This window comes from Necropsobacter massiliensis, from assembly GCF_000827595.2.
Lineage (GTDB): Bacteria > Pseudomonadota > Gammaproteobacteria > Enterobacterales > Pasteurellaceae > Necropsobacter > Necropsobacter massiliensis.
Genome location: NZ_LN776179.1, coordinates 36,265 through 58,521, shown reverse-complemented (window position 1 = coordinate 58,521; position 22,257 = coordinate 36,265). Strand labels below are relative to the sequence as shown.

Sequence of the window (22,257 nt, the reverse complement as noted above, 5' to 3'; positions counted from 1 at the left end):
CACCGCACCGAAGCGATTGTCTGCGCTAAAACCTTTCAAATTCCGACCGCACTTTTTATTGTTCTTTGCGGAAAAACTCAATATAATTTAGCCTGTATAAAAAAACAGTGGTGATGTAATGGATATTTCTGAATTACTTGACGGATTAAACGATAAACAACGCGAAGCGGTTGCTGCGCCCTTAGGCAATTATCTGGTGCTGGCGGGGGCGGGCAGTGGTAAAACCCGTGTGCTGACATACCGCATTGCTTGGCTTATCGCGGTGGAGCATATCGCCGAAGGTAGCATTATGGCGGTGACTTTCACTAATAAAGCGGCGGCGGAAATGCGCCAGCGGATTGAGTCCACGTTGGTTCAATATTCATCGCAGCGTTTATTCGGTATGTGGGTCGGCACCTTTCACAGTATTGCTCATCGTCTATTACGCGCACATCATGCCGATGCCGGTCTGCCGCAGGATTTTCAGATTCTGGACAGCGAGGATCAGCTGCGGCTGGTGAAGCGTTTGATGAAGCTGCATCATTACGACGAAAAAATGTACCCTTACAAACAGGCGTGCTGGTATATCAATAATAAAAAAGAAGAAGGATTGCGCCCGGCTCAAATTGATGACGGCAATGATCCGCAGGAACGGGAATGGATCCGCATTTATCACATTTATCAAGACGCCTGTGATCGCGCCGGTTTAGTGGATTTTTCCGAGCTGTTGCTGCGCGCTTACGAATTGTGGCTGAAAAAGCCGGTTATTTTGCAGCGTTATCGCCAGCGTTTTCAGCATATTCTGGTGGATGAATTTCAAGATACCAATAAAATTCAATATGCGTGGATTAAATTGCTTGCCGGTGAACAGGGCAAGCTGATGATTGTCGGTGATGATGATCAGTCGATTTATGGCTGGCGTGGCGCGCAGGTTGAGAATATTCACCGTTTTTTACAGGATTTTCATCACGCGCAGACTATCCGCCTTGAACAGAATTATCGCTCAACGGGCAATATTTTGCAAAGCGCCAATCACTTAATTGCCAATAACAATAACCGATTAGGTAAAGATTTATGGACGAACGGCGAGCAGGGCGAACCCGTCGGCATTTATGCGGCGTTCAATGAACTGGATGAGGCGCTGTTTGTGGCAAGCCAAATTAATATCTGGCAGGAAGAGGGCGGCAAACTGGATGATTGCGCCGTATTGTATCGCAGCAACAGCCAGTCGCGCGTGATTGAAGAAGCGCTGATTCGGGCGAAAATTCCCTATCGTATTTACGGCGGCATGCGTTTCTTTGAACGGCAGGAAATTAAAGATGCGTTGGCTTATTTACGTTTGATCGCCAACCGTCAGGATGATGCCGCCTTTGAACGCGTGGTCAATACGCCGCCGCGCGGTATCGGTGATCGCACGCTCGACAGTCTGCGAACGTTAACCCGTGAACGGCAGCTCACGCTGTGGCAGGCAACGCAGGTGGCAATTCAGGAAAATATGCTGTCCGCGCGCGCCGCGACCGCGCTTGTGCGTTTTCTCGAACTGGTTAACTCGTTGCAGCGTGACACAGAAGAGATGCCATTATTCGCACAAACGGATTTCGTGATTAAGCATTCCGGTTTATATGATATGTATAAACAGGAAAAAGGCGAGAAAGGCGAAGTGCGGATCGAAAATCTGGAAGAATTAGTGACTGCCAGCAGAGAATTTATCAAACCGGACGAGGCGGAAGAGATGTCGGATTTGACCGCCTTTTTAACTCACGCTTCCCTTGAAGCTGGCGAAGAACAGGCTTCGCCGCACCAATCCTGCGTGCAGATGATGACGCTGCATTCGGCGAAGGGGCTGGAATTTGCCCGCGTGTTTATTGTTGGGGTGGAAGAAGGGCTGTTTCCGAGTTTCCGTTCCTTTGAAGAACCAGGTAGACTGGAAGAAGAGCGCCGTTTGGCTTATGTAGGCATTACTCGGGCAAAGAAAAAATTGACCCTGTGTTATGCGGAAAGCCGCCGTTTATATGCCAAAGAAGAGCGTCATTTGCCGTCGCGTTTTATTGCCGAATTGCCGAACGACTGTATTCAGGAAGTGCGCCTGCGCGGCACCGTGACCCGCGCCTATAACCGCAGTGCGGTGGGCAGTATTGTGCCGACATCCGCATTGTCAGAAAGCGAATGGAAAAGCGGACAAAAAGTAAAACATGCGAAATTCGGCGTAGGAACCGTCATCAACGTGGAAGGCGCGGACAATCAAACCCGTTTGCAAATTGCATTTCAGGGACAAGGTATTAAATGGCTGATTGCCGCACTGGCGAAGTTGGAAAAACTGTGAAAAAACACCGCACTTTGCGCATGGGGAAAGGCAGCTTTGAGCTGCAGGCTGCCGTTACGTTGGTTTAATATAACGTGAGCAATACGATCTGCTCCGGATCAATCGTGCAGTAAACGTTTTCATTCACACGGAATTGTTCGTTTTTACTGACGGTCGCGCAGCATTCGGTCTTGTTTCCGAGCGAGAGAATCACTTCTTTGACCTGCGCTTTGTCGGTTATTGCACTGATATTTGCAGGAAAGCAGTTTTGCGTCTCTGACGGTGGACTATGGTGCAGTTTTACCCAAGGCGCTTTCACCATAATCATCACTTCTTTGCCGCAAACAAGCTGTAAACGCGCCGCACTTTGCGCTGTAATTGAGGCGATGAGCGGCTGCGGAAAGCCATTAACCCTGATTTCCACATAACAGTGAATATCTTGTAAACGCAAGTGTTTGACTTGACCGAAAAACTGGTTTCGGGCACTGCTTTGCAAAGAGAAGCGGGCGGTGGCGGAAAGTAGGCTGTCGAGTGGTACGCTTTCGTCTTGCAGGATGGCAAACGCTTTTTGTTGGGTTTGTTCCAGTAAATCATAGAGTTGCAGCAAGCGTTGGGCATACACCGTCAACATTGTACCGCCACCGTTTTTGCCGCCGATATTGCGTTCGAGCAAGGGTTTCGGACTGATCGCATTCATTGCTTCCAGATGATCCCATGCGCTTTTATAACTGACCTGTGCATTTTTCGCCGCTTGATTAATTGAACCGTATTGCTGAATTGCTTTTAGCAGACGAATCCGTTTCGGATCGACAAAAAGTTGTCGTTGCAGTTTTATTGTGAGAAGAATTTCTGTTTCCGACATAAGTATTGCTCCATGTTGACCGGTTGATTTATTTTAATGGAAAGTTCTTTTTTTCTGTAGCTTTTATTTTTCGATTCGTTATATAATCCCATGCATATTGCTTCTATGTTACATTTATGGAGAACATTATGCCTAATATTAAACAATTTGCCCGTGCCGTTATGTTGAGCTGCGCAGTACTTGCGTTATCTGTTCAAGCGAAAATCACCGTTTTTGCCGCGGCGTCAATGACCAATGCGTTGGAAGATGTGAAAGCGGCATATCTGAAAGCCAATCCGAATGAAGAAATTGATTTCTCCTTTGCTTCTTCTTCCGTACTGGCCCGCCAGATTACTGAAGGGGCGCCGGCGGATGTATTTATTTCCGCGGACCAAAAATGGATGGATTTCCTGGCAGAAAAAAATGCTATTGTGGCGGATAGCCGTTTTGATTTGGTCGGCAACAAATTAGTGATGATTGCGCCGGAAAAAAGCCAGATTGAACATGTTGATTTAACTGATGATAAATGGCAAGCCGCATTAAATGGCAGCTATCTGGCGGTTGGCGATCCAGCACATGTTCCGGCAGGTAAATATGCCAAAGCGGCATTGACTCATTTAAACCAATGGAATGCGCTGGAAGACAAACTTGCGCGTGCGAATAATGTGCGTGCGGCGCTGGCGTTAGTGGAGCAGGGCGAATCGCCGTTAGGCATAGTGTACGCCACTGATGCGGCAGCAAGCCAAAAAGTGAAAGTGGTTGCGGTATTCCCGGATGGTTCGCATCCGCCGGTAGAATATCCCGCTGCGATCGTCGCCGGTCATGATAATCCGGCAAGTCGGAACTTTTTGAATTATTTAAAATCCGAACCGGCGAAAAAACTATTTGAACAGTTCGGTTTTTCCAGTAAATAATAAAGACGGGCGGAGGAAATCAATAGCCTCCGCATTTTTCGTTACGCGATTATAGGAAAACGGCTCACCCGGCGTCTTTATGTCATCATTGTTTGATTATTTTCAACTCTCTCAGCCTGAGATCAACGCGATTTTATTGAGTCTTAAAGTCGCGTTGATTTCTATTTTTGCCAGTCTCCCCCTTTCGATTTTTCTTGCTTGGTTGCTAGCGCGCAAAACATTTTGGGGAAAATCGGTGTTAAATGGCATTATTCATTTGCCGCTGGTATTGCCGCCGGTGGTGATTGGTTATCTGCTGTTGGTTATCATGGGGCGCAACGGCATTATCGGACGTTATTTGCAGCAATGGTTTGATTTTAGTTTTGGTTTTAACTGGTATGGTGCGGCGCTGGCATCGGCAATTGTGGCACTGCCGTTGGTGGTGCGTTCTATTCGTCTGGCATTGGAAAGTGTGGACTTTCGGCTGGAGCAGGCGGCAAGAACATTGGGCGCCTCCGGGGTAAAAACTTTTTTTACCATTACTTTACCGCTTTCTTTGCCGGGAATATTGGCTGGGCTGATTCTCGGCTTTGCCCGCTCTTTAGGTGAATTCGGCGCCACCATTACTTTTGTTTCCAATATTCCGAAAGTCACTCAGACAATTCCGCTTGCGATGTTTTCCTTTATTGAAACGCCGGGTGCGGAAAGTGCGGCGGCACGGCTTTGTTTGATTGCGATTGTGATTTCACTGGTTTCATTATTGTTATCGGAATGGCTGGCAAAACGTACTCAGCAAAAATTGGGGCAAATGCATGTTGGAAATTAATGTCAGTAAAACCTTGGGGCAGATGAAGTTTGCCGCCGATCTACAGATTCCGAATCAGGGCATTACCGCATTGTTTGGGTTATCGGGTTCTGGAAAGTCATCCTTAATCAATTTAATCGGCGGGTTATTGCAGCCCGATGAAGGATATATTCGACTAAATCACCGCACTTTGGTGGATACGCAAGCCAATATCAATTTGGCGCCGAATCGGCGGCAGATCGGTTATGTTTTTCAGGACGCCCGTTTGTTTCCGCATTATACGGTAAAAGGCAATTTACGCTACGGCATTAAAAACGCAAGTCGGCAGGAATTTGACGATATTGTTGAGTTGCTGGGAATCGGGCATTTACTGAAACGTTATCCGATAACCTTATCCGGCGGGGAAAAGCAGCGCGTGGCGATTGGACGGGCATTGTTGACAGATCCTGAAATTTTGTTGATGGACGAGCCGTTATCTGCCTTGGATCTGCCGCGCAAACGGGAGCTGCTTAATTATCTGGAAACCTTATCCGAACGAATTAATATTCCCATTTTATATGTTACTCACAGTTTGGACGAATTGCTGCGTTTGGCGGAACGAGTGGTGCTGTTGGACGATGGTCGCGTTCGCGCCTATGATGTGCTGGAAAATATCTGGCAAAGCCCGTTGTTTGCTCCGTGGAAAAGTGAGAATGAACAAAGTGCGGTGTTGGCATTGCCGGTTTATTTGCATCATCCGCTGTATCCAATGACCGCCCTGGCACTGGGCGAGCAAGCGTTGTGGGTCGGGGCGGTTTCACGGCGGATAGGGGAAAAGGTACGTATTTGTATTGCCGGCTCCGATGTCTCTGTGGCGCTGACGTTGCCGCAGAAAAGCAGTATTCGTAATATTTTGCGCGGAAAAATCACCGCACTTTTCACGCGGGAAAATCAGGTGGATGTACGGATTGAAGTGGCTGAACAGTCGATTTGGGCGACGATCAGCCCATGGTCTTTGCAGGAATTGAATTTGCAGGTCGGGCAGACGGTTTATGCCCAGATTAAAGCCGTATCGGTAATGCAATAAGGGTGCTTGGCACCCTTAAATCACACTTATCGCGACTTATCGCTTTCTTGCCAGCATAGTCACGAATTTCATTTTAATCCGATTGCCGTGTTCGTCGGTTTTGTGCAATTCGCCCATTTCTTCGTTATATTTCACCAGTTCCCAATCACGATAGTAAGTTTTTAGCTCATTTTCTTGAAAAGTAAAGGAAAATGGCAGCGGGCAAGGAACGTCATCGGTACTCATTGCCGCGACAATCAGGTTATAACCGCCTGGATTGGTGTGTTGCTGCATATTTTCAATAACCGCCGGCACTGCGCTGCGCTGTAAAAACATAAAGACCACGGTAGACAGAATAAAATCATAATTTTCCCGAATGGCTGCCGAATTAATATCGTAAAGTGCGGTGTTTATTATTAAATTTTCTTTTTCCGCGGTCTGAGTTAAAAAGGCAAGGCTGGCTTCATTATGATCCAGCGCTGTCACCGTATAGCCCAACAGGCTCAAAAATAAGGCATTGCGCCCCTGTCCGCAGCCGAGATCCAGCGTTTTGCAAGGTTTGAGTATTTGTACCGCACTTTTGACTTCCGAATGGGTGGCAGTCATATTATATTTTTTGCTGAAATAATCGGCTTTCTTACAGTAAAATTCCAGATAGCATGTCAAATCATCGGATAAAGGTTCCACTTTGTGCCATTGCTGCGGTTCTACCAATGGGGTGTTTTGATCGGCTGTGAAAATATGTTCGCTGATAAGCTCGCCGTTTTCCGTCAACAGAGAGAATTTAAGCTTGCCCGTAATAACGGTCAGCTTGCCCCAAGTGCCGGCTTTAGTATTATGTTTTTCTCGAAACATTTGTGGCAGGCTGTGTTTATCCCATAGTGGCATTTTTTTGTAACAAATGAGTTCGTTTTGCATGTTTTTCTCCAAATATAAAAAAGTTGAGCGTTATAGTAGGAAATAACCGACTGATATGCAAGCGGCGGGTAAAAAAATATTGCAAGGTATTCGCCCGCATCTTTGTTCGGATTGTTATCCGCGGCTGAAAAATATCGTAAATCAATGTAAATCTTGTTAAAATGCAGCGGTCTATGTCTGTTATATGTCCAGAGGATTTTATGCACTGTCCTTTTTGTTCCACTGAAGAAACCAAAGTCATCGATAGCCGTTTGGTGTCCGACGGTTATCAGGTTCGCCGCCGGCGGGAATGCGGTAAATGTCATGAACGTTTTACCACTTTTGAAACCGCAGAGCTGATTATTCCCAAAGTGATCAAAAGCGATCATAGCCGTGAGCCTTTTAATGAAGATAAACTGCGTCGCGGTATTTTACATGCGTTGGAGAAACGCCCGGTCAGTTCCGATGATGTGGAAAAGGCGATCAGTCATATTATTCATCAGCTGCGCGCGACTGGTGAGCGGGAAGTGCCGAGCGCACTGATCGGCAAGTTGGCAATGAATGAGTTGAAAAGCTTGGATAAAGTGGCGTATATCCGTTTCGCTTCGGTGTATTTGAGTTTTGACGATATTAATCAGTTTAGCCAAGAAATTGAGAAGTTAAAGGATTAATATGCAACCTCAATTTACCGAACATGATGTGCAATATATGCAGCAGGCGTTGGCGCTTGCTGGCAACGGAATATTTACTACTGCGCCGAATCCGGCGGTCGGCTGTGTGTTGGTGAAAGACGGTAATGTGGTGGGCAAAGGTTTTCATTTTAAAGCGGGACAACCTCATGCGGAAGTGATGGCGCTGATGGATGCTGGTGAACGAGCGCGTGGCGCCACCGCTTATGTTACCTTGGAACCCTGCTCCCATTTCGGGCGAACGCCGCCTTGCGCCAAGGCATTGATTGATGCCGGTGTGAGCCGAGTGATTGCCGCTATGCAGGATCCCAATCCGCAAGTTGCCGGTCAAGGGCTGGCGATGCTACGCGCCGGCGGGGTGGAAACGGCGGTTGGATTATTACAGGAACAAGCGGAATTGCTGAACAAAGGTTTTCTCAAGCGAATGCGCTGCGGTATGCCCTTTGTGCAGTTAAAAATGGCAATTAGCATCGACGGTAAAACTGCGATGGCAAGCGGCGAAAGCAAATGGATTACTGGCGAGCTGTCACGTCGGGATGTACAGACGGAACGGGCGAAAGCCTCGGCAATTTTATCTACTGGAAAAACCGTCGCCGCTGATGATCCGTTGCTGAATGTACGTTGGCAGCAACTGCCGGATGAGGTGCGGCATCAGTACCGGCAAGCGAATCTGCGCCAGCCGGTCAGAATTATTCTGGATAATCAGCATTTGGTTCAGCCCATCCACCGGCTGTTTCACATTCCTGCGCCGGTATGGCTGGTCAGTCGCGATGCGCGTGATATGTCTGACTTTCCCGACTTCTGCCAGCATATTCGCCTGGAAGTTGAGGACGGACAGGATTCTCTGTACGCTTTGCTATCCCTGTTAGGTCAACGACAAATCAATAGTTTGTGGGTCGAAGCCGGTGCCGGGCTTGCTGGCGCATTAATCGAACGGAATCTAGTGGATGAGCTAATCGTGTATGTGGCACCAAAATTGCTGGGCAATCAGGCGCGCGGATTATATGATTTATCTCATATTCAGCGGCTTGCCGACGCGCCCTTATGGGCGTTACAGTCCGTACGGCAAATTGATATGGACGTTAAAATGATTTATCGGCGTCAGGACAACAGTTAAACATGGAGCTGTGATGTTAAAGAAAATTATTCAATCAATTGTTATCGGTTTGTTTGCCGCCGCCCTGATTTTGTTTGTCTTGCCGTGGTTTCGCAGTTCGCCGTCCCTTATCCAAACGGATATCGCTTCTTATAAAGAGGCGGTGCGAATCGCCTCACCGGCGGTGGTGAATGTATATAATCAGGCGTTTGCCTCCGCCAACAATAATTACCAGTCTCAGGTAAATAATCTGGGATCGGGTGTGATTATGTCGAAAGACGGTTATATTCTGACCAATAAACATGTGATTCAAAATGCCGATCAAATCGTGGTTGCTTTGCAAAATGGCAGAATTTTTGAAGCGAGCCTGATCGGTTCCGATAATCTGACCGATCTTGCTGTGCTGAAAATTAAAGCGGATAATTTATCCACGATTCCGCAGAATCCGAACCGTCAGGCGCATGTGGGCGATATTGTGCTGGCGATCGGTAATCCGTACAATCTGGGACAAAGCGTATCGCAGGGCATCATTAGTGCGTTGGGGCGCAATGCGGTGGGCGATTTTATTGGGCGACAGAATTTTATTCAGACCGACGCCTCCATTAACCGCGGCAATTCCGGCGGCGCATTGATTAATTCGGCTGGTGAGTTGGTGGGCATCAGCACGCTAAGTATCGGCAAAAACGCGAATGAAATCGCCGAAGGACTGAATTTCGCTATTCCGATTGAGCTGGCAAGTGATGTTATGCACAAAATTATCCGCGACGGGCGGGTCATCCGCGGCTTTTTCGGCGTGCAAAGCGATATTTTGTTCAGCAACGGACAGGGTGCCAGAACAGAAAAAGGCATTGTGATTACCAGCGTAATGGAAAACAGCCCGGCGGCGAAAGCCGGTATTCAGCCCGGTGATGTGATTTTAAAATTCGGCGATGTTGAGGCTCAATCGCCGGCACAGATGATGAATGTGATCAGCAACATCAGACCCAACACCACCATTAATGTCGTGATTTCCCGCTTGGGTAAAACGTTGGTGATGCCGGTCACTATTGAGGAATATACGGTGAACTGATATGCGGCAACCGGAAATAAAAACCAGCCATTTTTTTGCTTGTTTGGATCGTTTAAGACTGATCCAACGTTGGTCGCTGATGCGTAATATCGAAAAGGAAAATCTTGCTGAACACAGTTTGCAGGTGGCGTTTGTAGCGCATATGCTGGCGGTAATCAAAAACAGATTTTACGCCAGCAAGCTGAACCCGGAGCGAATCGCGGTGATGGCGATGTATCACGATAGCTCGGAAATTTTTACTGGTGATTTACCGACCCCGATTAAATACTTTAATCCCGCCATTACCCAAGCCTATAAGCAAATCGAAAGTGCCGCCGAGTTGCATTTGCTCAGTCTGTTGCCAGCACAGCTACAGCAGGATTTTGCGCCTTATCTTGACAGCGAACGGTTCTCCGCACAGGAAAAACACATTGTCAAACAAGCGGATTTACTATGTGCCTATATTAAAGTGAAATTTGAACTGGAAAATGGGAATCAGGAATTTGCGCAGGCAAAAGTGCGGTTGGAAAAGCTGATGAATGACTGGCACAGCGATGAAATGGATTATTTTATCCGAGTATTCGTGCCGAGTTTCGGGCGCAGCATTGACGAGATTACCTTATAACACCCAGCAAGTGCGGTCGAAAATCGAGAATTTTTCACCGCACTTTGGGCTAAATTGGCTATTAAATCGGCGTCTATTGCGCTGTTTGTGTGCGGTTAAACCATGCCACATAATCAAACTGATCATAATATTTTTTGCCGAAAAGACCGGAATATGCAAATAAATCGCCGACCGACTCCTCGCTCTCAAAGCCTGTAATATAAAATGCCGATTGGATATGCGGATAAGGTTTGCGGGTAAACACCACTTTATGCGTAAAAGGCAGACGATCAAAATCCAACAAATCCTGATAGGTGCAGCCGTCGCGGTCGGTCATCATAATAAACAGATTGTTCGGATCAATACGCCGGCTTCTTTCTTGCCACTTCGCTTCCGCCTCCTGTGCAGAGTGATAATGCATAAAATGAATTTCAAGATCGTCCAAATAGCCGATCGGATAGGGAGAAGAGTTCGAGTCGGCAAAGCGCAGCGGATGATATTGATAGTAATCAATCTGTTGCAGATATTTAATAAAATCCCGCGGGCTTAAATATAGATTGACGAAAGGAGAGTTAAAACGTTCGCCCAGATCGTGCAGAATAAATGCGCCGTTGCAGTTACTGGCGATAACCGACATATTGTGGTTATGCAGGGTTTGGCGGTTTTTTTCGTTAATGCCTTGGCGAAAAAATACATTCATCGCTTTTTTTATGAAGGAACACGGAAACATAGCAATACCACAAAAGAAAAAAGTGCGGTCAATTTTACCGCACTTTTGCTTATTTGCCTAAATTATCGAAGAATTTTTTCACTCCGTCGAGAAAGCTGGAAGATTTCGGACTGTGTTTTTCGCCGCCGAGACTTTCACCCAACTTGCGTAACAGTTCTTTCTGTTCTTCATTTAATTTAACTGGCGTTTCAACGATGATTTTGCAGATTAAATCGCCGACATAACCACCTCGTGCTGAGGTGACGCCTTTACCACGCAGCCGCAGTAGTTTGCCGGTTTGCGTTTCTTCCGGAATTTTCACCTTCAAACGACCGTCTAAGGTTGGCACTTCAATTTCACCGCCTAACGCCGCCATGGTAAATCCGATTGGTACTTCACAATACAGATTGTTGCCGTCGCGTTCAAAAATATGATGCGCTTTAACATGGATCACCACATATAGATCGCCTGCCGGTGCGCCGTTTTCTCCTGCCGCCCCTTCACCTGCCAGACGCAGCTGATTGCCGGTATCCACGCCAGCTGGAATGGTGACAGAAAGGTTTTTCCGTTTATGTACACGACCTTCGCCGTGGCATTGGGTACAAGGTTTTTCGATTTTCTTACCGCTGCCGTGACAAGTCGGGCAGGTTTGTTCGGTCATAAAGAAGCCTTGCTGCCGACGTATGCGACCGGAACCGTGACAGGTCGGGCAGGTTTCCACCTTAGAACCGGCTTCCGCACCGGAACCATGACAATGATCACATTCGGCAAGCGTATTGATCTGAATATCTTTTTTAGCGCCGCGTACTGCTTCTTCCAGTGTGATTTCGATGTCATAACGTAAATCTTCACCGCGCACAACACGTTGGCGAGTTCGTCCGCCGCCGAAAATGTCACCGAACATATCACCGAAAATATCGCCAAAATCGGCACCGCCGAAGCCACCGAATCCACCGGCACCGCCTTGTTCAAACGCCTGATGGCCGTATTGATCATAAGCCGCGCGTTTTTCTTTATCGGCGAGAATTTCGTAGGCTTCATTCACCTCTTTAAATTTTTCTTCGCTTTCTTTATCGCCCTTTGTGCGGTCAGGATGATATTTCATTGCCAGACGTTTATAGGCTTTTTTTATCGCTTTTTCGTCTGCATTCCGATCTACACCAAGAACTTCGTAGTAATCTTTTTTCGCCATAATCGTTATTTGAGATTTTTTACCAAAAACCGCAAGGTCTTTGCCTTTGCAGAAGGTTTATATGCTAAAAGGGCGTATCGCTACGCCCTTGTAATGATTTAAAGACTCAGATTATTTGTCTTTCATTTCTTCAAACTCGGCATCTACAACATCATCGTTGCCTTTGCCGTTTTGGGTTTGCGCCTGAGCGTCTGCCTGCGCTTGCTGCTGACCTGCTTGTACCAGTTTTTCCGAAACCTGAATCAAGGCTTGAATTTTTGCTTCGATAGCCGCTTTATCTTCGCCTTTCGCTGCGCTTTCAAGATCGTTGACCGCTGATTCAATCGCTCCTCTATCTGCTGCTGGCAATTTATCGCCCGCATCGCTTAACTGTTTACGGGTACTGTGAACCAGATGATCCGCCTGATTACGTGCCTGAACCAGCTCTTCGAATTTACGGTCGGCTTCCGCGTTGGCTTCCGCATCTCGTACCATTTGCTGAATTTCTTCATCACTCAAGCCGGAGGAGGCTTTAATGGTGATCTGCTGTTCTTTGCCAGTGCCTTTATCTTTCGCCGACACGTGGATAATACCGTCCGCGTCAATATCGAATGTCACTTCAATTTGTGGCATACCGCGCGGTGCCGGATTAATGCCTTCCAGATTAAACTGTCCCAGCGATTTGTTGGCGGAAGCCTGTTTCCGTTCGCCTTGCAGCACATGGATTGTGACCGCACTTTGGTTGTCTTCTGCGGTTGAGAATACCTGCGATTTTTTAGTCGGAATCGTAGTGTTTTTCTCAATCAGGGTTGTCATCACACCACCCATGGTTTCGATCCCTAAGGATAACGGCGTGACATCCAGCAACAATACGTCGGTCACGTCACCGGCTAATACGCCGCCTTGTACCGCAGCACCGATTGCCACCGCTTCGTCCGGATTAACGTCTTTACGCGGTTCTTTGCCGAAGAATTCTGCAACTTTCTGCTGTACCAACGGCATACGAGTCTGACCGCCCACCAGTATCACATCATCAATTTGTGAGACGCTTAATCCAGCATCCGCCAATGCAGTTTTCACCGGTTCTAATGAACGCGCTACTAAATCTTCGACCAATGCTTCTAATTTCGCGCGGGTCAATTTAATGTTCAAATGTTTAGGACCGGTCGCATCAGCCGTAATATATGGCAGATTGACATCGGTTTGCTGTGCGGAAGACAGTTCAATTTTCGCTTTTTCACCGGCTTCTTTCAAACGTTGCATTGCGAGCGGATCGTTACGCAGGTCAACGCCTTGTTCTTTTTTGAACTCGTCAACCAAGTAGTTGATCACGCGGTTATCAAAGTCTTCACCGCCGAGGTGGGTATCACCGTTGGTGGATAATACTTCAAAAGTTTTTTCGCCGCCCACTTCATCGATTTCAATAATAGACAAGTCGAATGTACCACCGCCCAAGTCATAAACGGCGATAGTGTGGTTGCCTTTGCCTTTATCCAGTCCATAAGCTAGTGCCGCCGCAGTCGGTTCGTTAATAATACGTTTCACTTCAAGACCAGCGATACGACCGGCATCTTTGGTTGCCTGACGTTGTGCGTCGTTAAAATATGCCGGTACGGTAATAACTGCTTCGGTAACTGCTTCGCCCAGAAAATCTTCTGCAGTTTTCTTCATTTTTTTCAGTACTTCGGCAGAAATTTGCGGCGGTGCCATTTTTTCACCTTTAACCGAAACCCACGCATCGCCGTTATCCGCTTTGGTAATTTCAAACGGCATAATGTTGACGTCGCGCTGCACTTCCTGATCTTCAAAACGGCGACCGATTAAACGTTTGATCGCAAATAATGTATTTTTCGGATTAGTTACCGCCTGACGTTTTGCCGGCTGACCCACTAAGGTTTCGTTATCATTCGTGTATGCAATGATTGACGGAGTAGTACGATCACCTTCCGCATTTTCAATTACGCGCGGTTTGTCGCCGTCCATAACGGCAACACAAGAGTTTGTTGTACCTAAGTCAATACCAATAATTTTTCCCATAATATGTTTTCTCCTGTTAAATTTGCTGCATGTCGCTAAGATTGGGCCGGGTTTTATTATTTCAAGTGAGTTTCAATAAAAAGTTTGAAAAAGTGCGGTAATAAAAAACCGTATTTCCGGACGCCATTCGCTCTTGCCACAGTAAATGCGAGCAGAAAAACGGAATTCAAGGGGAAAGCGTAAAAATTTTTTAACTTATTACGTATTTATGCTAATTTAAACGACATAGATAAAATAATATTCAAGATAAAGGAACTGATTATGAGAAAGTCATCAATTGTGCTCGGTATTATAGTGGCATTCGGCGCACTGTGGACCGGCGGGGCGTGGTACACCGGAAAAACGGCGGAGGCGCAGTATCAACAGCAGTTGGAACAAAGCAATCAAAAACTGGCAAAACTCAATCTTGGCGGCGAGCTGAGTGCGCGTCTTGAAAATGTCGTCTTTGAGCGCGGTTTCTTTAGTTCCGCCGTGAGCTATGATGTGACGGTTCGCTCAAAAAAGAATGATAAAACCTATGTCATTCCGTTTGCCGGAACCATGTATCATGGTCCGCTCACAATTAATGATTTTTCTATTGCACTGTTTTCGGCAGATGTGGCAATGGTGAAGAATACCCAAACTCAACACTGGTTTAAAGATGAACGCACCAATCCGCTGAAAGGTGCGTTTAAACTGACTTATGATCAACGCGTTAAAGGCGAGCTGCATTCCGAGGTATTCAGCCGACAAGATAACGGCGAGCTGGAATGGTCATTGGCGGCCGTTTTCGATACGGATCAAGACGGCTACGGCAAAACCAACATTGATGTGCCGCTGCTAAAAATAACGCTGGACGAATCGCAGCACAATGCGCCTGCTGAGCGTGACGAGCTGCAAAATGCGGTGATCACCGCGACCAATAGCCATATTGAGCTGGATATGGTTGCGAATGAGCAATTGAATGAGCCGATTCCGGGTTCTTATTATATGAAAGCGGAAAATTTGCATCTAAAGGGTAAAAATCGCGCCGGTCAGGAGGTGAACACGACAGTTAAAAATGCCGAGCTGGGACTTGCTCTAAAAGAGGATAAGGCGTTTGTAGATGTGGCGGTGATGTATAAGGCGGAAGATATCGCACATAACGGATTGTCTTTCGGCAATGCCGATATGATTATGCAGTTTAATCATTTGGATACGCAATCCTTAAATGTCATTATTGATGAAATGAATAAACAGCATGACGATAAAACAGCGTTTACACCGCTTGCCGATGAGGCGGCGAAAGTGATTTTGAATAACTCGCCGCAAATTAAAATCACCCCCTTTACATTTTCCAATCCGAAAGGAAAGCTGTCGGCGGATTTTAATTTGGTGTTGAGTAAAGATGTCGAACAGCGGGCGCGAGAGCAGAAAACCGTGCTGGGTTTGTTTAACGAACTGGGACTGAATATTACGTTGGATAAAGCGGCGTTAACCGAATATCTGACCCTTATCGAACAAACCAATTCGGCAGATTTAAGCCGTGAAGCTGCGGCGACGCTTGCCGAAACTCAGACGGAAGAACTGTTGCGTCAGGCAAGACAAGCCAATCTGTTCAAAGAAACCGACAGCCAACTGAGCCTACATTTGTTATTGGAAAATAACCAATTGAATTTCAATGGCACACCGCTTTCCGATCAAGAAGTGCAAATGGCGCTGTTTGCCGCGATTATGATGTTCGGCAGATAGTTTATTTCGCACCGTTTGACTGAAAAGTGCGGTGCGAAATTACGATATTTCGTCGTAAATCCGCAATGCAGCATACTTGCTGCCAATGAGCGGAATAATCACGTTATTAAGGAGAATATATGCTTCGGCAAGTGCAGGAAATGCAGGATTTGTATGCTCAATGGATGAAGTTGTTGCCCGAATTGGAAAAGGGCATGACACAATGGAAAAGCGCCTCGCAAATTCTTGACCGGTTACAGGCGTTTTATTTTGACCCGCAATGGCTGGAATTATGTGAAACGGTGGATGAAAGCCAGTTAACTATGCACGGTAATTATAGCGTATTATCACAGGATGCGATTTGGAACGCGCTGCATGACAGACGGCGACTGGCAATCGAATGGCTGAAACAGATTGTTGCCGTGTTGGAAAATGATTAAATACGGTAAGGAGGTGAGCTGATGAGTTATCGCGACGATTCGCGTCATAGTGATTTGGCTAACGCCCAAAAAGCCCTCATTGATCCGCAAGCCTATCCGAAACCAAGTGAAGCGGAATTGAAAGTGCGGTTGAGTGCACTACAATATCAAGTGACCCAAAAAGGCGATACGGAGCGCCCGTTTCATAATGAATACTGGCGCCATTTTGAACCGGGAATTTATGTAGATATTACCACTGGCGAACCCTTGTTCAGTTCGGCGGATAAATTTGATTCTGCCTGCGGATGGCCAAGTTTTGCCAAACCGATTGTACCGGAAGTCGTGAATTATAAAAAAGATATCGGTTTTAATATGATCAGAACGGAAGTGTTGAGCCGCTCGGGCAAGGCGCATTTAGGTCATGTGTTTGATGACGGTCCGGCGGCAAGTGGCGGGTTGCGTTATTGCATTAATAGTGCGGCAATCCGATTTATCCCATTGCATAAAATGGAAGAGGAAAATTACGGTTATTTAATTCCATGGTTGGACAACAAATAAACCAATAAAATGAATTCCATACAAGCAAAAATTTTTTATCTCGTTGTTTTTTGCCGGTTATTATTTGTCGCGGGATTATAGACTCAATTCTAGTAAAAAAATTTTACTGGAAAACACTGCTCTTTTAATTTAAGTGATAATAATTCCCATTTTATTAACGCATTGATCCTAATCATCTTTTTATCCATTTTCTTATTTTATAGCAATTTTTTGTGATCTTAATCACAACAGCTTTCTCCCTCTTTATGATTAAATTTGGCTTTAATTTTTATTGTTAAATTAATCATAAATTGTGGGGAATAAAAATGAGTCATAAATTTAATCCACCGCTTAATCGAAGAACCTTTCTAAAGAACGCTTCTTTGGGGGCCGCTGCGGTGGCGGCGGATATTGCCTTGCCTTTTGAGGTGAAAGCCGCAATGCCGCTTGCAGCGCCACAGACAGATTCCGAAGAAAAAGTAGTTTGGTCAGCTTGTACCGTAAACTGCGGTAGCCGTTGCCCACTTCGCATGCATGTAAAAGATAATCAAATTTTGTATGTAGAAACCGATAATACGGGAACGGATACCTATAATGTGGATCACCAAGTGCGAGCTTGTTTGCGTGGACGTTCCATGCGCCGCCGTGTGTATCATCCCGATCGTTTGAAATATCCGATGAAACGTGTGGGTAAACGTGGCGAAGGAAAATTTAAACGCATTAGCTGGGATGAGGCTTTAACAGAAATTGCTCAATCCTTGCGTAAAAATATTGAACAATATGGTAATGAAAGTATTTATTTGAATTATGGTACCGGTACTTTAGGCGGTACCATGACCAAATCTTGGCCACCGGGTTCCACCCTCGTGGCTCGCTTAATGAATTGTATCGGCGGTTATTTAAATCATTACGGTGATTACAGTACCGCGCAAATTGCCGTGGGTTTGGATTATACCTACGGTGGCGGCTGGGCGCTGGGCAATGGTATGGCAGACATTGAAAATACCAAATTAATTGTGCTGTTCGGTAATAACCCCGCAGAAACCCGCATGAGCGGTGGCGGTTTAACCTATTGTTTTGAACAAGCCAAGGCGCGCTCAGGTGCCAAAATGATCATTATTGATCCGCGTTATACCGACACCGGCGTGGGCAAAGAAGATGAATGGATCCCGATTCGCCCAGGCACGGATGCCGCGCTTTGTTCTGCCATTGCTTATGTGTTGATTACGGAAAACATGGTAGATCAGCCGTTCTTGGATAAATATTGCGTGGGCTACGATGAGAAAACTTTGCCGGCGGATGCACCGAAAAATGGTCATTATAAGGCTTATATTTTAGGTCAGGGCGATGATGGTGTGGCGAAAACACCTGAATGGGCAGCAAAAATTACCGGTATTCCAGCACATCGCATTATTAAACTTGCCCGTGAAATCGGCTCCACTAAACCCGCTTATATTTCTCAAGGCTGGGGTCCGCAGCGCCGTAGTAATGGCGAGTTGATTTCTCGTGCCATTGCTATGTTGCCGATTTTAACGGGTAATGTGGGCATTAGCGGTGGTAATACCGGGGCGCGTGAAAGTGCTTATGGTGTGCCTTTTGTACGCATGCCAACCTTAGAGAACCCTGTGCAAGCCAGTATTCCAATGTTCTTATGGACGGATGCGATTATTCGCGGTCCTGAAATGACAGCATTAACCGACGGTATTCGGGGCGTAGAAAAACTTTCGGCACCGATTAAATTTATCTGGAATTACGCCAGTAACTGCTTGATTAATCAGCATGCGGAAATTAACCGTACTCACAAAATTTTACAAGATGAAAGCCAATGTGAAATGATTGTGACGATTGAAAATCATATGACATCTACCGCAAAATACAGCGATATTTTGCTACCGGATTGCATGACTTCCGAGCAAATGGATTTCTGTTTAGATGCCTTTGTGGCCAATATGAACTATGTGATTTTTGCTGATCAAGTAGTGACGCCGTCTTTTGAATGCCGCAATCTTTATGACATGATGAGCGATTTAGCAGAAAAACTTGGTGTGAAAGAAAAATTCACCGAAGGTCGCAGCCAAGAAGGTTGGTTGCGCCATTTATATGAGCAATCTCGCACCAATCTTCCTGAATTACCAACCTTTGAAGCATTCCGCCAACAAGGTATTTTCAAGAAAGTCGATCCAAAAGGCTTTTATATTGCTTATAAAGATTTCCGAGAAGATCCTGAGAAAGAACCATTGCAAACCCCGTCAGGCAAAATCGAGATTTATTCTTCTCGCCTTGCTGAAATTGCTAAAACTTGGGTGCTGAAAGAAGATGAAGTGATTCATCCGTTACCTGTTCATGCGGACAGCTTTGAACATTTTGGCGATCCGCTAATGGAAAAATATCCGTTGCAACTCAGCGGATTCCATTATAAAGCTCGCACGCATTCCACTTACGGTAATGTGGACGTATTAAAAGCGGCGAACCCGCAAGAAGTTTGGATTAATCCGATAGATGCTGAGCCAAAAGGCATTAAAAACGGCGATATGATTCGAATTTTTAATGATCGTGGCGAAGTGCGCATTCATGCCAAAGTCACGCCTCGCATTATTCCGGGGGTGATTGCCTTAAGCGAAGGGGCGTGGTATGCACCCGATGCCAATCGCGTAGATCATTCAGGTTGTATTAACGTCCTGACTACACAGCGTCCGTCGCCGTTGGCAAAAGGCAACCCGCAACACTCAAATCTTGTTCAAATTGAAAAACTGTAAGGAGTGAAAAATGAGCGAACAATATGGTTTTTATTTTGACTCCGAGCGCTGCACCGGTTGTAAAACTTGCGAGTTAGCCTGTAAAGATTACAAAGATTTAGATACCGAAGTAAATTTCCGTCGTATTTATGAATACACGGGTGGCGAATGGTCACAGGACAAAGACGGCTGTTATCAACAAAATGTCTTTGCTTATTACATGTCCATTTCTTGTAACCATTGCGAAAACCCTGCTTGTGTGAAGGTGTGCCCAAGTGGCGCCATGCACAAAAATACCGATGGTTTTGTGATTGTGAACGAGCAAACCTGTATCGGTTGTCGTTATTGCCACATGGCTTGCCCTTATGATGCGCCGCAATACGACGTTAAAAAAGGTTGCATGACCAAATGTGACGGCTGCTATTCCAGAGTCAAAGCAGGGCAAAAACCCATTTGTGTGGAGGCCTGCCCGTTGCGAGCCTTGGATTTTGCGCCCATTGAGGAATTACGAGCCAAATATGGCACCGAAGCCTCTATTGCGCCACTTCCACCAGCAGTATTAACCAGCCCAAATTTAGTGGTGAAAGCCAATAAACATGCTTGTTTAAGTGGCGATCAAGCCGGCTTTTTAGGCAATCCAAGAGAGGTGTAAGATGAACGGATTACATGAACTTCCTTTAATTATTTTTACCGTCCTTGCACAAGTGGTAGTGGGCGCTTGGCTATTGTGTGCTGTGGCGCTATGTCAAACCCAAAATGGACAGCAGCATATTGTTCGAGGTCAATTTATCTTATTGATTTTATTGGCTATTGGTTTTATTGCTTCAGTGTTGCATTTAGGTTCGCCATGGCGTGCCTTTAATTCGCTCAACAGAGTGGGGCAATCCATGTTGAGTAATGAAATTGCAACGGGCGCATTATTCTTTGCCGCGGCAGGTATTTATTGGTTGTTAGCGATTCTCCATAAACTGTCTGCTTCATTGCTTAAAATCGGCGCAATTTGTACCGCACTTTTGGGCTTAGTGTTTATGTATATGATGGCTAATTTATACCAAATTCCAACAGTGCCGACTTGGCATACCAGCCTCACCAGTTGGCAATTTTATTTAACGCTGGTATTGGGTGGAAGTGCTTTGGCTTATGCATTTTTAGCCAATAACCCAGAGGCAAATTATTGCCTAAAAGGCTTCCCGGTGGTGTATTTTGTGGCCTTTGTGCTGGTGATCATTTGTGCGGTGTATCAATTGCAACATTTAGCGCAAACCCAATCCGCCATTCAATCGGCGCTTAACCTTGTGCCGGATTATGCCCCTTTAACGGCGTTACGTTTTAGCTTGCTTGGTTTGGCCACTTGGCTCATTCTTAAAGCGCCGAACACTGCCACTTTATATTTTGCTGCGATTTTAGTCATCGTTGCAGAATTTATTGGCCGAGCGCTGTTTTATGCCGTACACCTCACGCAGGGCATGGCGATTAACGGTTAAGTTTTAAGGGTTAGGAATGGACATTCATCCGAAAATTGCTATCAGCGGCCGATTACTCGGCTCGCTGTTTTATTACGCCCCCGACGATCCACGCAATGAGCAAGTCCTTGATTTCTTTCAGCAAGAAAATTGGCAAGATAATTGGGTGTTCAAAACAGCGCAAAAAACACCCGCACTTTTTGAAGCGGATTTAGAGACCCTGGCGCAACAATATCAAGCCTTATTTATCGGTCCGAATGCGCTGCCCGCACCGCCTTGGGGCTCAGTATATTTAGATAAAGATGGTGTGATTTTTGGCGAATCTTTGTTGAAGTTGCGTGAATTTTTGCAACAAAACCAACTTCATTTTGTGGCACCGGACCATGCGCCGGAAGATCACATTGGCTTAATGTTGTTTTTGACCGCTTATTTAAGTGAGCAACATCAAGCGCTTATCACACCATTTTTAGCGCAACATTTTTTGCCTTGGGCTTATCGATTTTTAGATTTGATGATTGCGCAGCGCATTTCCTCCTTTTATCGCAATTTGGCGCAATTAACCAAAGAAAGCTTACAAACGTGGCAAAGGGAGCTGGCGCTTGAACCGGAAACATTGCCGCTTTATCGCTAAACGCGCCACGAAGGAAACATCATGACTGTGCCGCCAAAAGACGAAAAATATTATCAAGCCTATTTAAACCACCATCGCATTTCTCGCCGAGGTTTATTTCGCGGCATGTTTTCGCCTGCTGCGGCACAAAATTCGAACCAAAATTCAGCGCAATCTCATCAAGCTCGCCCACCTTTTGCCGCGCCCGCTCATTTATTTTTTGATATTTGCTCGGGCTGCGGTCAATGTGAAGCCGCTTGTCCTTACGGTTTAATTCAAATACAACAAGGCAAAGCAGCGTTTCAGGTGGATTTTTCGGCTTGTGATTTTTGCCAAGCCTGCGCCAACGCTTGCCCAACTCAAGCATTGCACATTGCCTTTCCTGCCGATACTCATTGGCGTCCGCAGTTTTTAGAAAATTGCCTGCAAAAGCAAGGGCAACCTTGCCAACAATGCCAGCAAGATTGCCCGAAACAAGCGATTTTGTCAGATTTACAGCTTGATACTGAACGATGCAATGGTTGCGGTCAGTGTCAAATAAGTTGCTTTGTTCAGGCAATCAGGTTAAAACTTCAAAATTGGGAGCGCAATTTATAAGCGCAAAAGTGCGGTTTTTTTTATGAAATTTTTATTGGAATCAAATGAAGTCTATGTTTAAAAAATTCTAAGCTATGCGAATGGAGCCAAC

At 46.0% G+C, this 22,257-nt stretch carries 20 protein-coding genes and 1 pseudogene; 16 read left to right on the top strand and 5 right to left on the bottom strand.

All coding sequences use genetic code 11. From position 1 onward, the window contains the following. Positions 1–118: 118 nt before the first annotated feature. On the top strand, positions 119–2,302 hold the full coding sequence (uvrD, locus tag BN3349_RS02335) for a DNA helicase II (RefSeq protein ID WP_040975686.1): 2,184 nt from the start codon (positions 119–121) through the stop codon (positions 2,300–2,302). A gap of 64 nt (positions 2,303–2,366) precedes the next feature. On the opposite strand, the gene BN3349_RS02330 is transcribed toward uvrD, so the two are convergent. Then, positions 2,367–3,143, bottom strand: coding sequence for a TOBE domain-containing protein (locus BN3349_RS02330; protein ID WP_040975685.1), 777 nt, complete (start codon positions 3,141–3,143; stop codon positions 2,367–2,369). Between the two features lie 128 nt (positions 3,144–3,271). On the opposite strand from BN3349_RS02330, the gene modA reads away from it, so the two are divergent. From modA to modC, 3 genes are all read left to right on the top strand, one after another. Next, complete coding sequence (gene modA, locus BN3349_RS02325; protein WP_040975684.1) at positions 3,272–4,036, top strand: molybdate ABC transporter substrate-binding protein; 765 nt, start codon at positions 3,272–3,274, stop codon at positions 4,034–4,036. 79 nt (positions 4,037–4,115) lie between these two features. Next, complete coding sequence (gene modB / locus BN3349_RS02320) at positions 4,116–4,841, top strand: molybdate ABC transporter permease subunit (protein WP_040975683.1); 726 nt, start codon at positions 4,116–4,118, stop codon at positions 4,839–4,841. Beyond that, a complete protein-coding gene (gene modC / locus BN3349_RS02315; RefSeq protein WP_040975682.1) occupies positions 4,828–5,886 on the top strand; it encodes a molybdenum ABC transporter ATP-binding protein ModC in 1,059 nt (352 codons plus the stop codon). The genes modB and modC overlap by 14 nt, the downstream gene beginning before the upstream one ends. 36 nt (positions 5,887–5,922) lie before the next feature. On the opposite strand, the gene tehB is transcribed toward modC, so the two are convergent. After that, the gene (tehB, locus tag BN3349_RS02310) at positions 5,923–6,783 is read right to left on the bottom strand and encodes an SAM-dependent methyltransferase TehB (protein ID WP_040975681.1); all 861 of its coding nucleotides are present in this window, start codon (positions 6,781–6,783) and stop codon (positions 5,923–5,925) included. 200 nt (positions 6,784–6,983) lie between these two features. Between tehB and nrdR the strand changes: the two genes are divergently transcribed. From nrdR to yfbR, 4 genes are read left to right on the top strand one after another with little or no spacing between them, the layout of a single operon-like run. Next, complete coding sequence (gene nrdR, locus BN3349_RS02305) at positions 6,984–7,433, top strand: transcriptional regulator NrdR (protein ID WP_040975680.1); 450 nt, start codon at positions 6,984–6,986, stop codon at positions 7,431–7,433. A 1-nt stretch (position 7,434) separates the two neighbouring features. After that, positions 7,435–8,568 (top strand): bifunctional diaminohydroxyphosphoribosylaminopyrimidine deaminase/5-amino-6-(5-phosphoribosylamino)uracil reductase RibD, encoded by a 1,134-nt coding sequence (ribD, locus tag BN3349_RS02300; protein ID WP_040975679.1) that lies wholly within the window; start codon positions 7,435–7,437, stop codon positions 8,566–8,568. Positions 8,569–8,581: 13 nt separating this feature from the next. After that, positions 8,582–9,616 (top strand): outer membrane-stress sensor serine endopeptidase DegS, encoded by a 1,035-nt coding sequence (degS, locus tag BN3349_RS02295; RefSeq protein ID WP_040975678.1) that lies wholly within the window; start codon positions 8,582–8,584, stop codon positions 9,614–9,616. A 1-nt stretch (position 9,617) separates the two neighbouring features. Continuing rightward, positions 9,618–10,220 carry a 5'-deoxynucleotidase gene (gene yfbR, locus BN3349_RS02290; protein ID WP_040975677.1) on the top strand — a complete coding sequence of 201 codons (603 nt, stop codon included), beginning with the start codon at positions 9,618–9,620 and terminating at the stop codon, positions 10,218–10,220. A 73-nt stretch (positions 10,221–10,293) separates the two neighbouring features. Here the strand turns inward: yfbR and BN3349_RS02285 are convergent, their stop codons facing one another. The 3 genes from BN3349_RS02285 to dnaK all read right to left on the bottom strand — a co-directional run bounded on the left by BN3349_RS02285 (position 10,294) and on the right by dnaK (position 14,116). Beyond that, positions 10,294–10,899 (bottom strand): DUF1919 domain-containing protein, encoded by a 606-nt coding sequence (locus BN3349_RS02285; RefSeq protein WP_370738128.1) that lies wholly within the window; start codon positions 10,897–10,899, stop codon positions 10,294–10,296. Between the two features lie 79 nt (positions 10,900–10,978). Further along, complete coding sequence (dnaJ, locus tag BN3349_RS02280; RefSeq protein ID WP_040975675.1) at positions 10,979–12,100, bottom strand: molecular chaperone DnaJ; 1,122 nt, start codon at positions 12,098–12,100, stop codon at positions 10,979–10,981. A gap of 111 nt (positions 12,101–12,211) precedes the next feature. Continuing rightward, positions 12,212–14,116, bottom strand: coding sequence for a molecular chaperone DnaK (dnaK, locus tag BN3349_RS02275; protein WP_040975674.1), 1,905 nt, complete (start codon positions 14,114–14,116; stop codon positions 12,212–12,214). Positions 14,117–14,377: 261 nt separating this feature from the next. On the opposite strand from dnaK, the gene BN3349_RS02270 reads away from it, so the two are divergent. From BN3349_RS02270 to napF, 8 genes and pseudogenes are all read left to right on the top strand, one after another. Continuing rightward, positions 14,378–15,826, top strand: a complete 1,449-nt coding sequence (locus BN3349_RS02270) for a YdgA family protein (RefSeq protein ID WP_040975673.1) — start codon at positions 14,378–14,380, stop codon at positions 15,824–15,826. A 119-nt stretch (positions 15,827–15,945) separates the two neighbouring features. Next, positions 15,946–16,245 (top strand): DUF4298 domain-containing protein, encoded by a 300-nt coding sequence (locus tag BN3349_RS02265; RefSeq protein ID WP_040975672.1) that lies wholly within the window; start codon positions 15,946–15,948, stop codon positions 16,243–16,245. Positions 16,246–16,290: 45 nt separating this feature from the next. Continuing rightward, positions 16,291–16,782, top strand: a pseudogene (gene msrB / locus BN3349_RS02260) (peptide-methionine (R)-S-oxide reductase MsrB); the annotation flags it as partial. Positions 16,783–17,087: 305 nt separating this feature from the next. After that, a complete protein-coding gene (locus BN3349_RS02255; protein ID WP_040975671.1) occupies positions 17,088–19,517 on the top strand; it encodes a DMSO/selenate family reductase complex A subunit in 2,430 nt (809 codons plus the stop codon). Positions 19,518–19,527: 10 nt separating this feature from the next. Then, positions 19,528–20,148 carry a DMSO/selenate family reductase complex B subunit gene (locus BN3349_RS02250; RefSeq protein WP_040975670.1) on the top strand — a complete coding sequence of 207 codons (621 nt, stop codon included), beginning with the start codon at positions 19,528–19,530 and terminating at the stop codon, positions 20,146–20,148. A gap of 1 nt (position 20,149) precedes the next feature. After that, the gene (locus BN3349_RS02245; RefSeq protein ID WP_040975669.1) at positions 20,150–20,980 is read left to right on the top strand and encodes a DmsC/YnfH family molybdoenzyme membrane anchor subunit; all 831 of its coding nucleotides are present in this window, start codon (positions 20,150–20,152) and stop codon (positions 20,978–20,980) included. 16 nt (positions 20,981–20,996) lie between these two features. Next, positions 20,997–21,590: a Tat proofreading chaperone DmsD gene (gene dmsD, locus BN3349_RS02240; protein WP_032109800.1), complete on the top strand. Its 594-nt coding sequence runs from the start codon at positions 20,997–20,999 to the stop codon at positions 21,588–21,590. 21 nt (positions 21,591–21,611) lie between these two features. After that, positions 21,612–22,166 (top strand): ferredoxin-type protein NapF, encoded by a 555-nt coding sequence (gene napF / locus BN3349_RS02235; protein ID WP_040975668.1) that lies wholly within the window; start codon positions 21,612–21,614, stop codon positions 22,164–22,166. The last annotated feature ends 91 nt before the right edge of the window (positions 22,167–22,257 follow it).

Coding starts and splice junctions, on each gene's coding strand:
- uvrD (WP_040975686.1), top strand. CDS start 119: ATGGATATTTCTGAATTACTTGACGGATTAAACGATAAACAACGCGAA.
- BN3349_RS02330 (WP_040975685.1), bottom strand. CDS start 3,143: ATGTCGGAAACAGAAATTCTTCTCACAATAAAACTGCAACGACAACTT.
- modA (WP_040975684.1), top strand. CDS start 3,272: ATGCCTAATATTAAACAATTTGCCCGTGCCGTTATGTTGAGCTGCGCA.
- modB (WP_040975683.1), top strand. CDS start 4,116: ATGTCATCATTGTTTGATTATTTTCAACTCTCTCAGCCTGAGATCAAC.
- modC (WP_040975682.1), top strand. CDS start 4,828: ATGTTGGAAATTAATGTCAGTAAAACCTTGGGGCAGATGAAGTTTGCC.
- tehB (WP_040975681.1), bottom strand. CDS start 6,783: ATGCAAAACGAACTCATTTGTTACAAAAAAATGCCACTATGGGATAAA.
- nrdR (WP_040975680.1), top strand. CDS start 6,984: ATGCACTGTCCTTTTTGTTCCACTGAAGAAACCAAAGTCATCGATAGC.
- ribD (WP_040975679.1), top strand. CDS start 7,435: ATGCAACCTCAATTTACCGAACATGATGTGCAATATATGCAGCAGGCG.
- degS (WP_040975678.1), top strand. CDS start 8,582: ATGTTAAAGAAAATTATTCAATCAATTGTTATCGGTTTGTTTGCCGCC.
- yfbR (WP_040975677.1), top strand. CDS start 9,618: ATGCGGCAACCGGAAATAAAAACCAGCCATTTTTTTGCTTGTTTGGAT.
- BN3349_RS02285 (WP_370738128.1), bottom strand. CDS start 10,899: ATGAATGTATTTTTTCGCCAAGGCATTAACGAAAAAAACCGCCAAACC.
- dnaJ (WP_040975675.1), bottom strand. CDS start 12,100: ATGGCGAAAAAAGATTACTACGAAGTTCTTGGTGTAGATCGGAATGCA.
- dnaK (WP_040975674.1), bottom strand. CDS start 14,116: ATGGGAAAAATTATTGGTATTGACTTAGGTACAACAAACTCTTGTGTT.
- BN3349_RS02270 (WP_040975673.1), top strand. CDS start 14,378: ATGAGAAAGTCATCAATTGTGCTCGGTATTATAGTGGCATTCGGCGCA.
- BN3349_RS02265 (WP_040975672.1), top strand. CDS start 15,946: ATGCTTCGGCAAGTGCAGGAAATGCAGGATTTGTATGCTCAATGGATG.
- BN3349_RS02255 (WP_040975671.1), top strand. CDS start 17,088: ATGAGTCATAAATTTAATCCACCGCTTAATCGAAGAACCTTTCTAAAG.
- BN3349_RS02250 (WP_040975670.1), top strand. CDS start 19,528: ATGAGCGAACAATATGGTTTTTATTTTGACTCCGAGCGCTGCACCGGT.
- BN3349_RS02245 (WP_040975669.1), top strand. CDS start 20,150: ATGAACGGATTACATGAACTTCCTTTAATTATTTTTACCGTCCTTGCA.
- dmsD (WP_032109800.1), top strand. CDS start 20,997: ATGGACATTCATCCGAAAATTGCTATCAGCGGCCGATTACTCGGCTCG.
- napF (WP_040975668.1), top strand. CDS start 21,612: ATGACTGTGCCGCCAAAAGACGAAAAATATTATCAAGCCTATTTAAAC.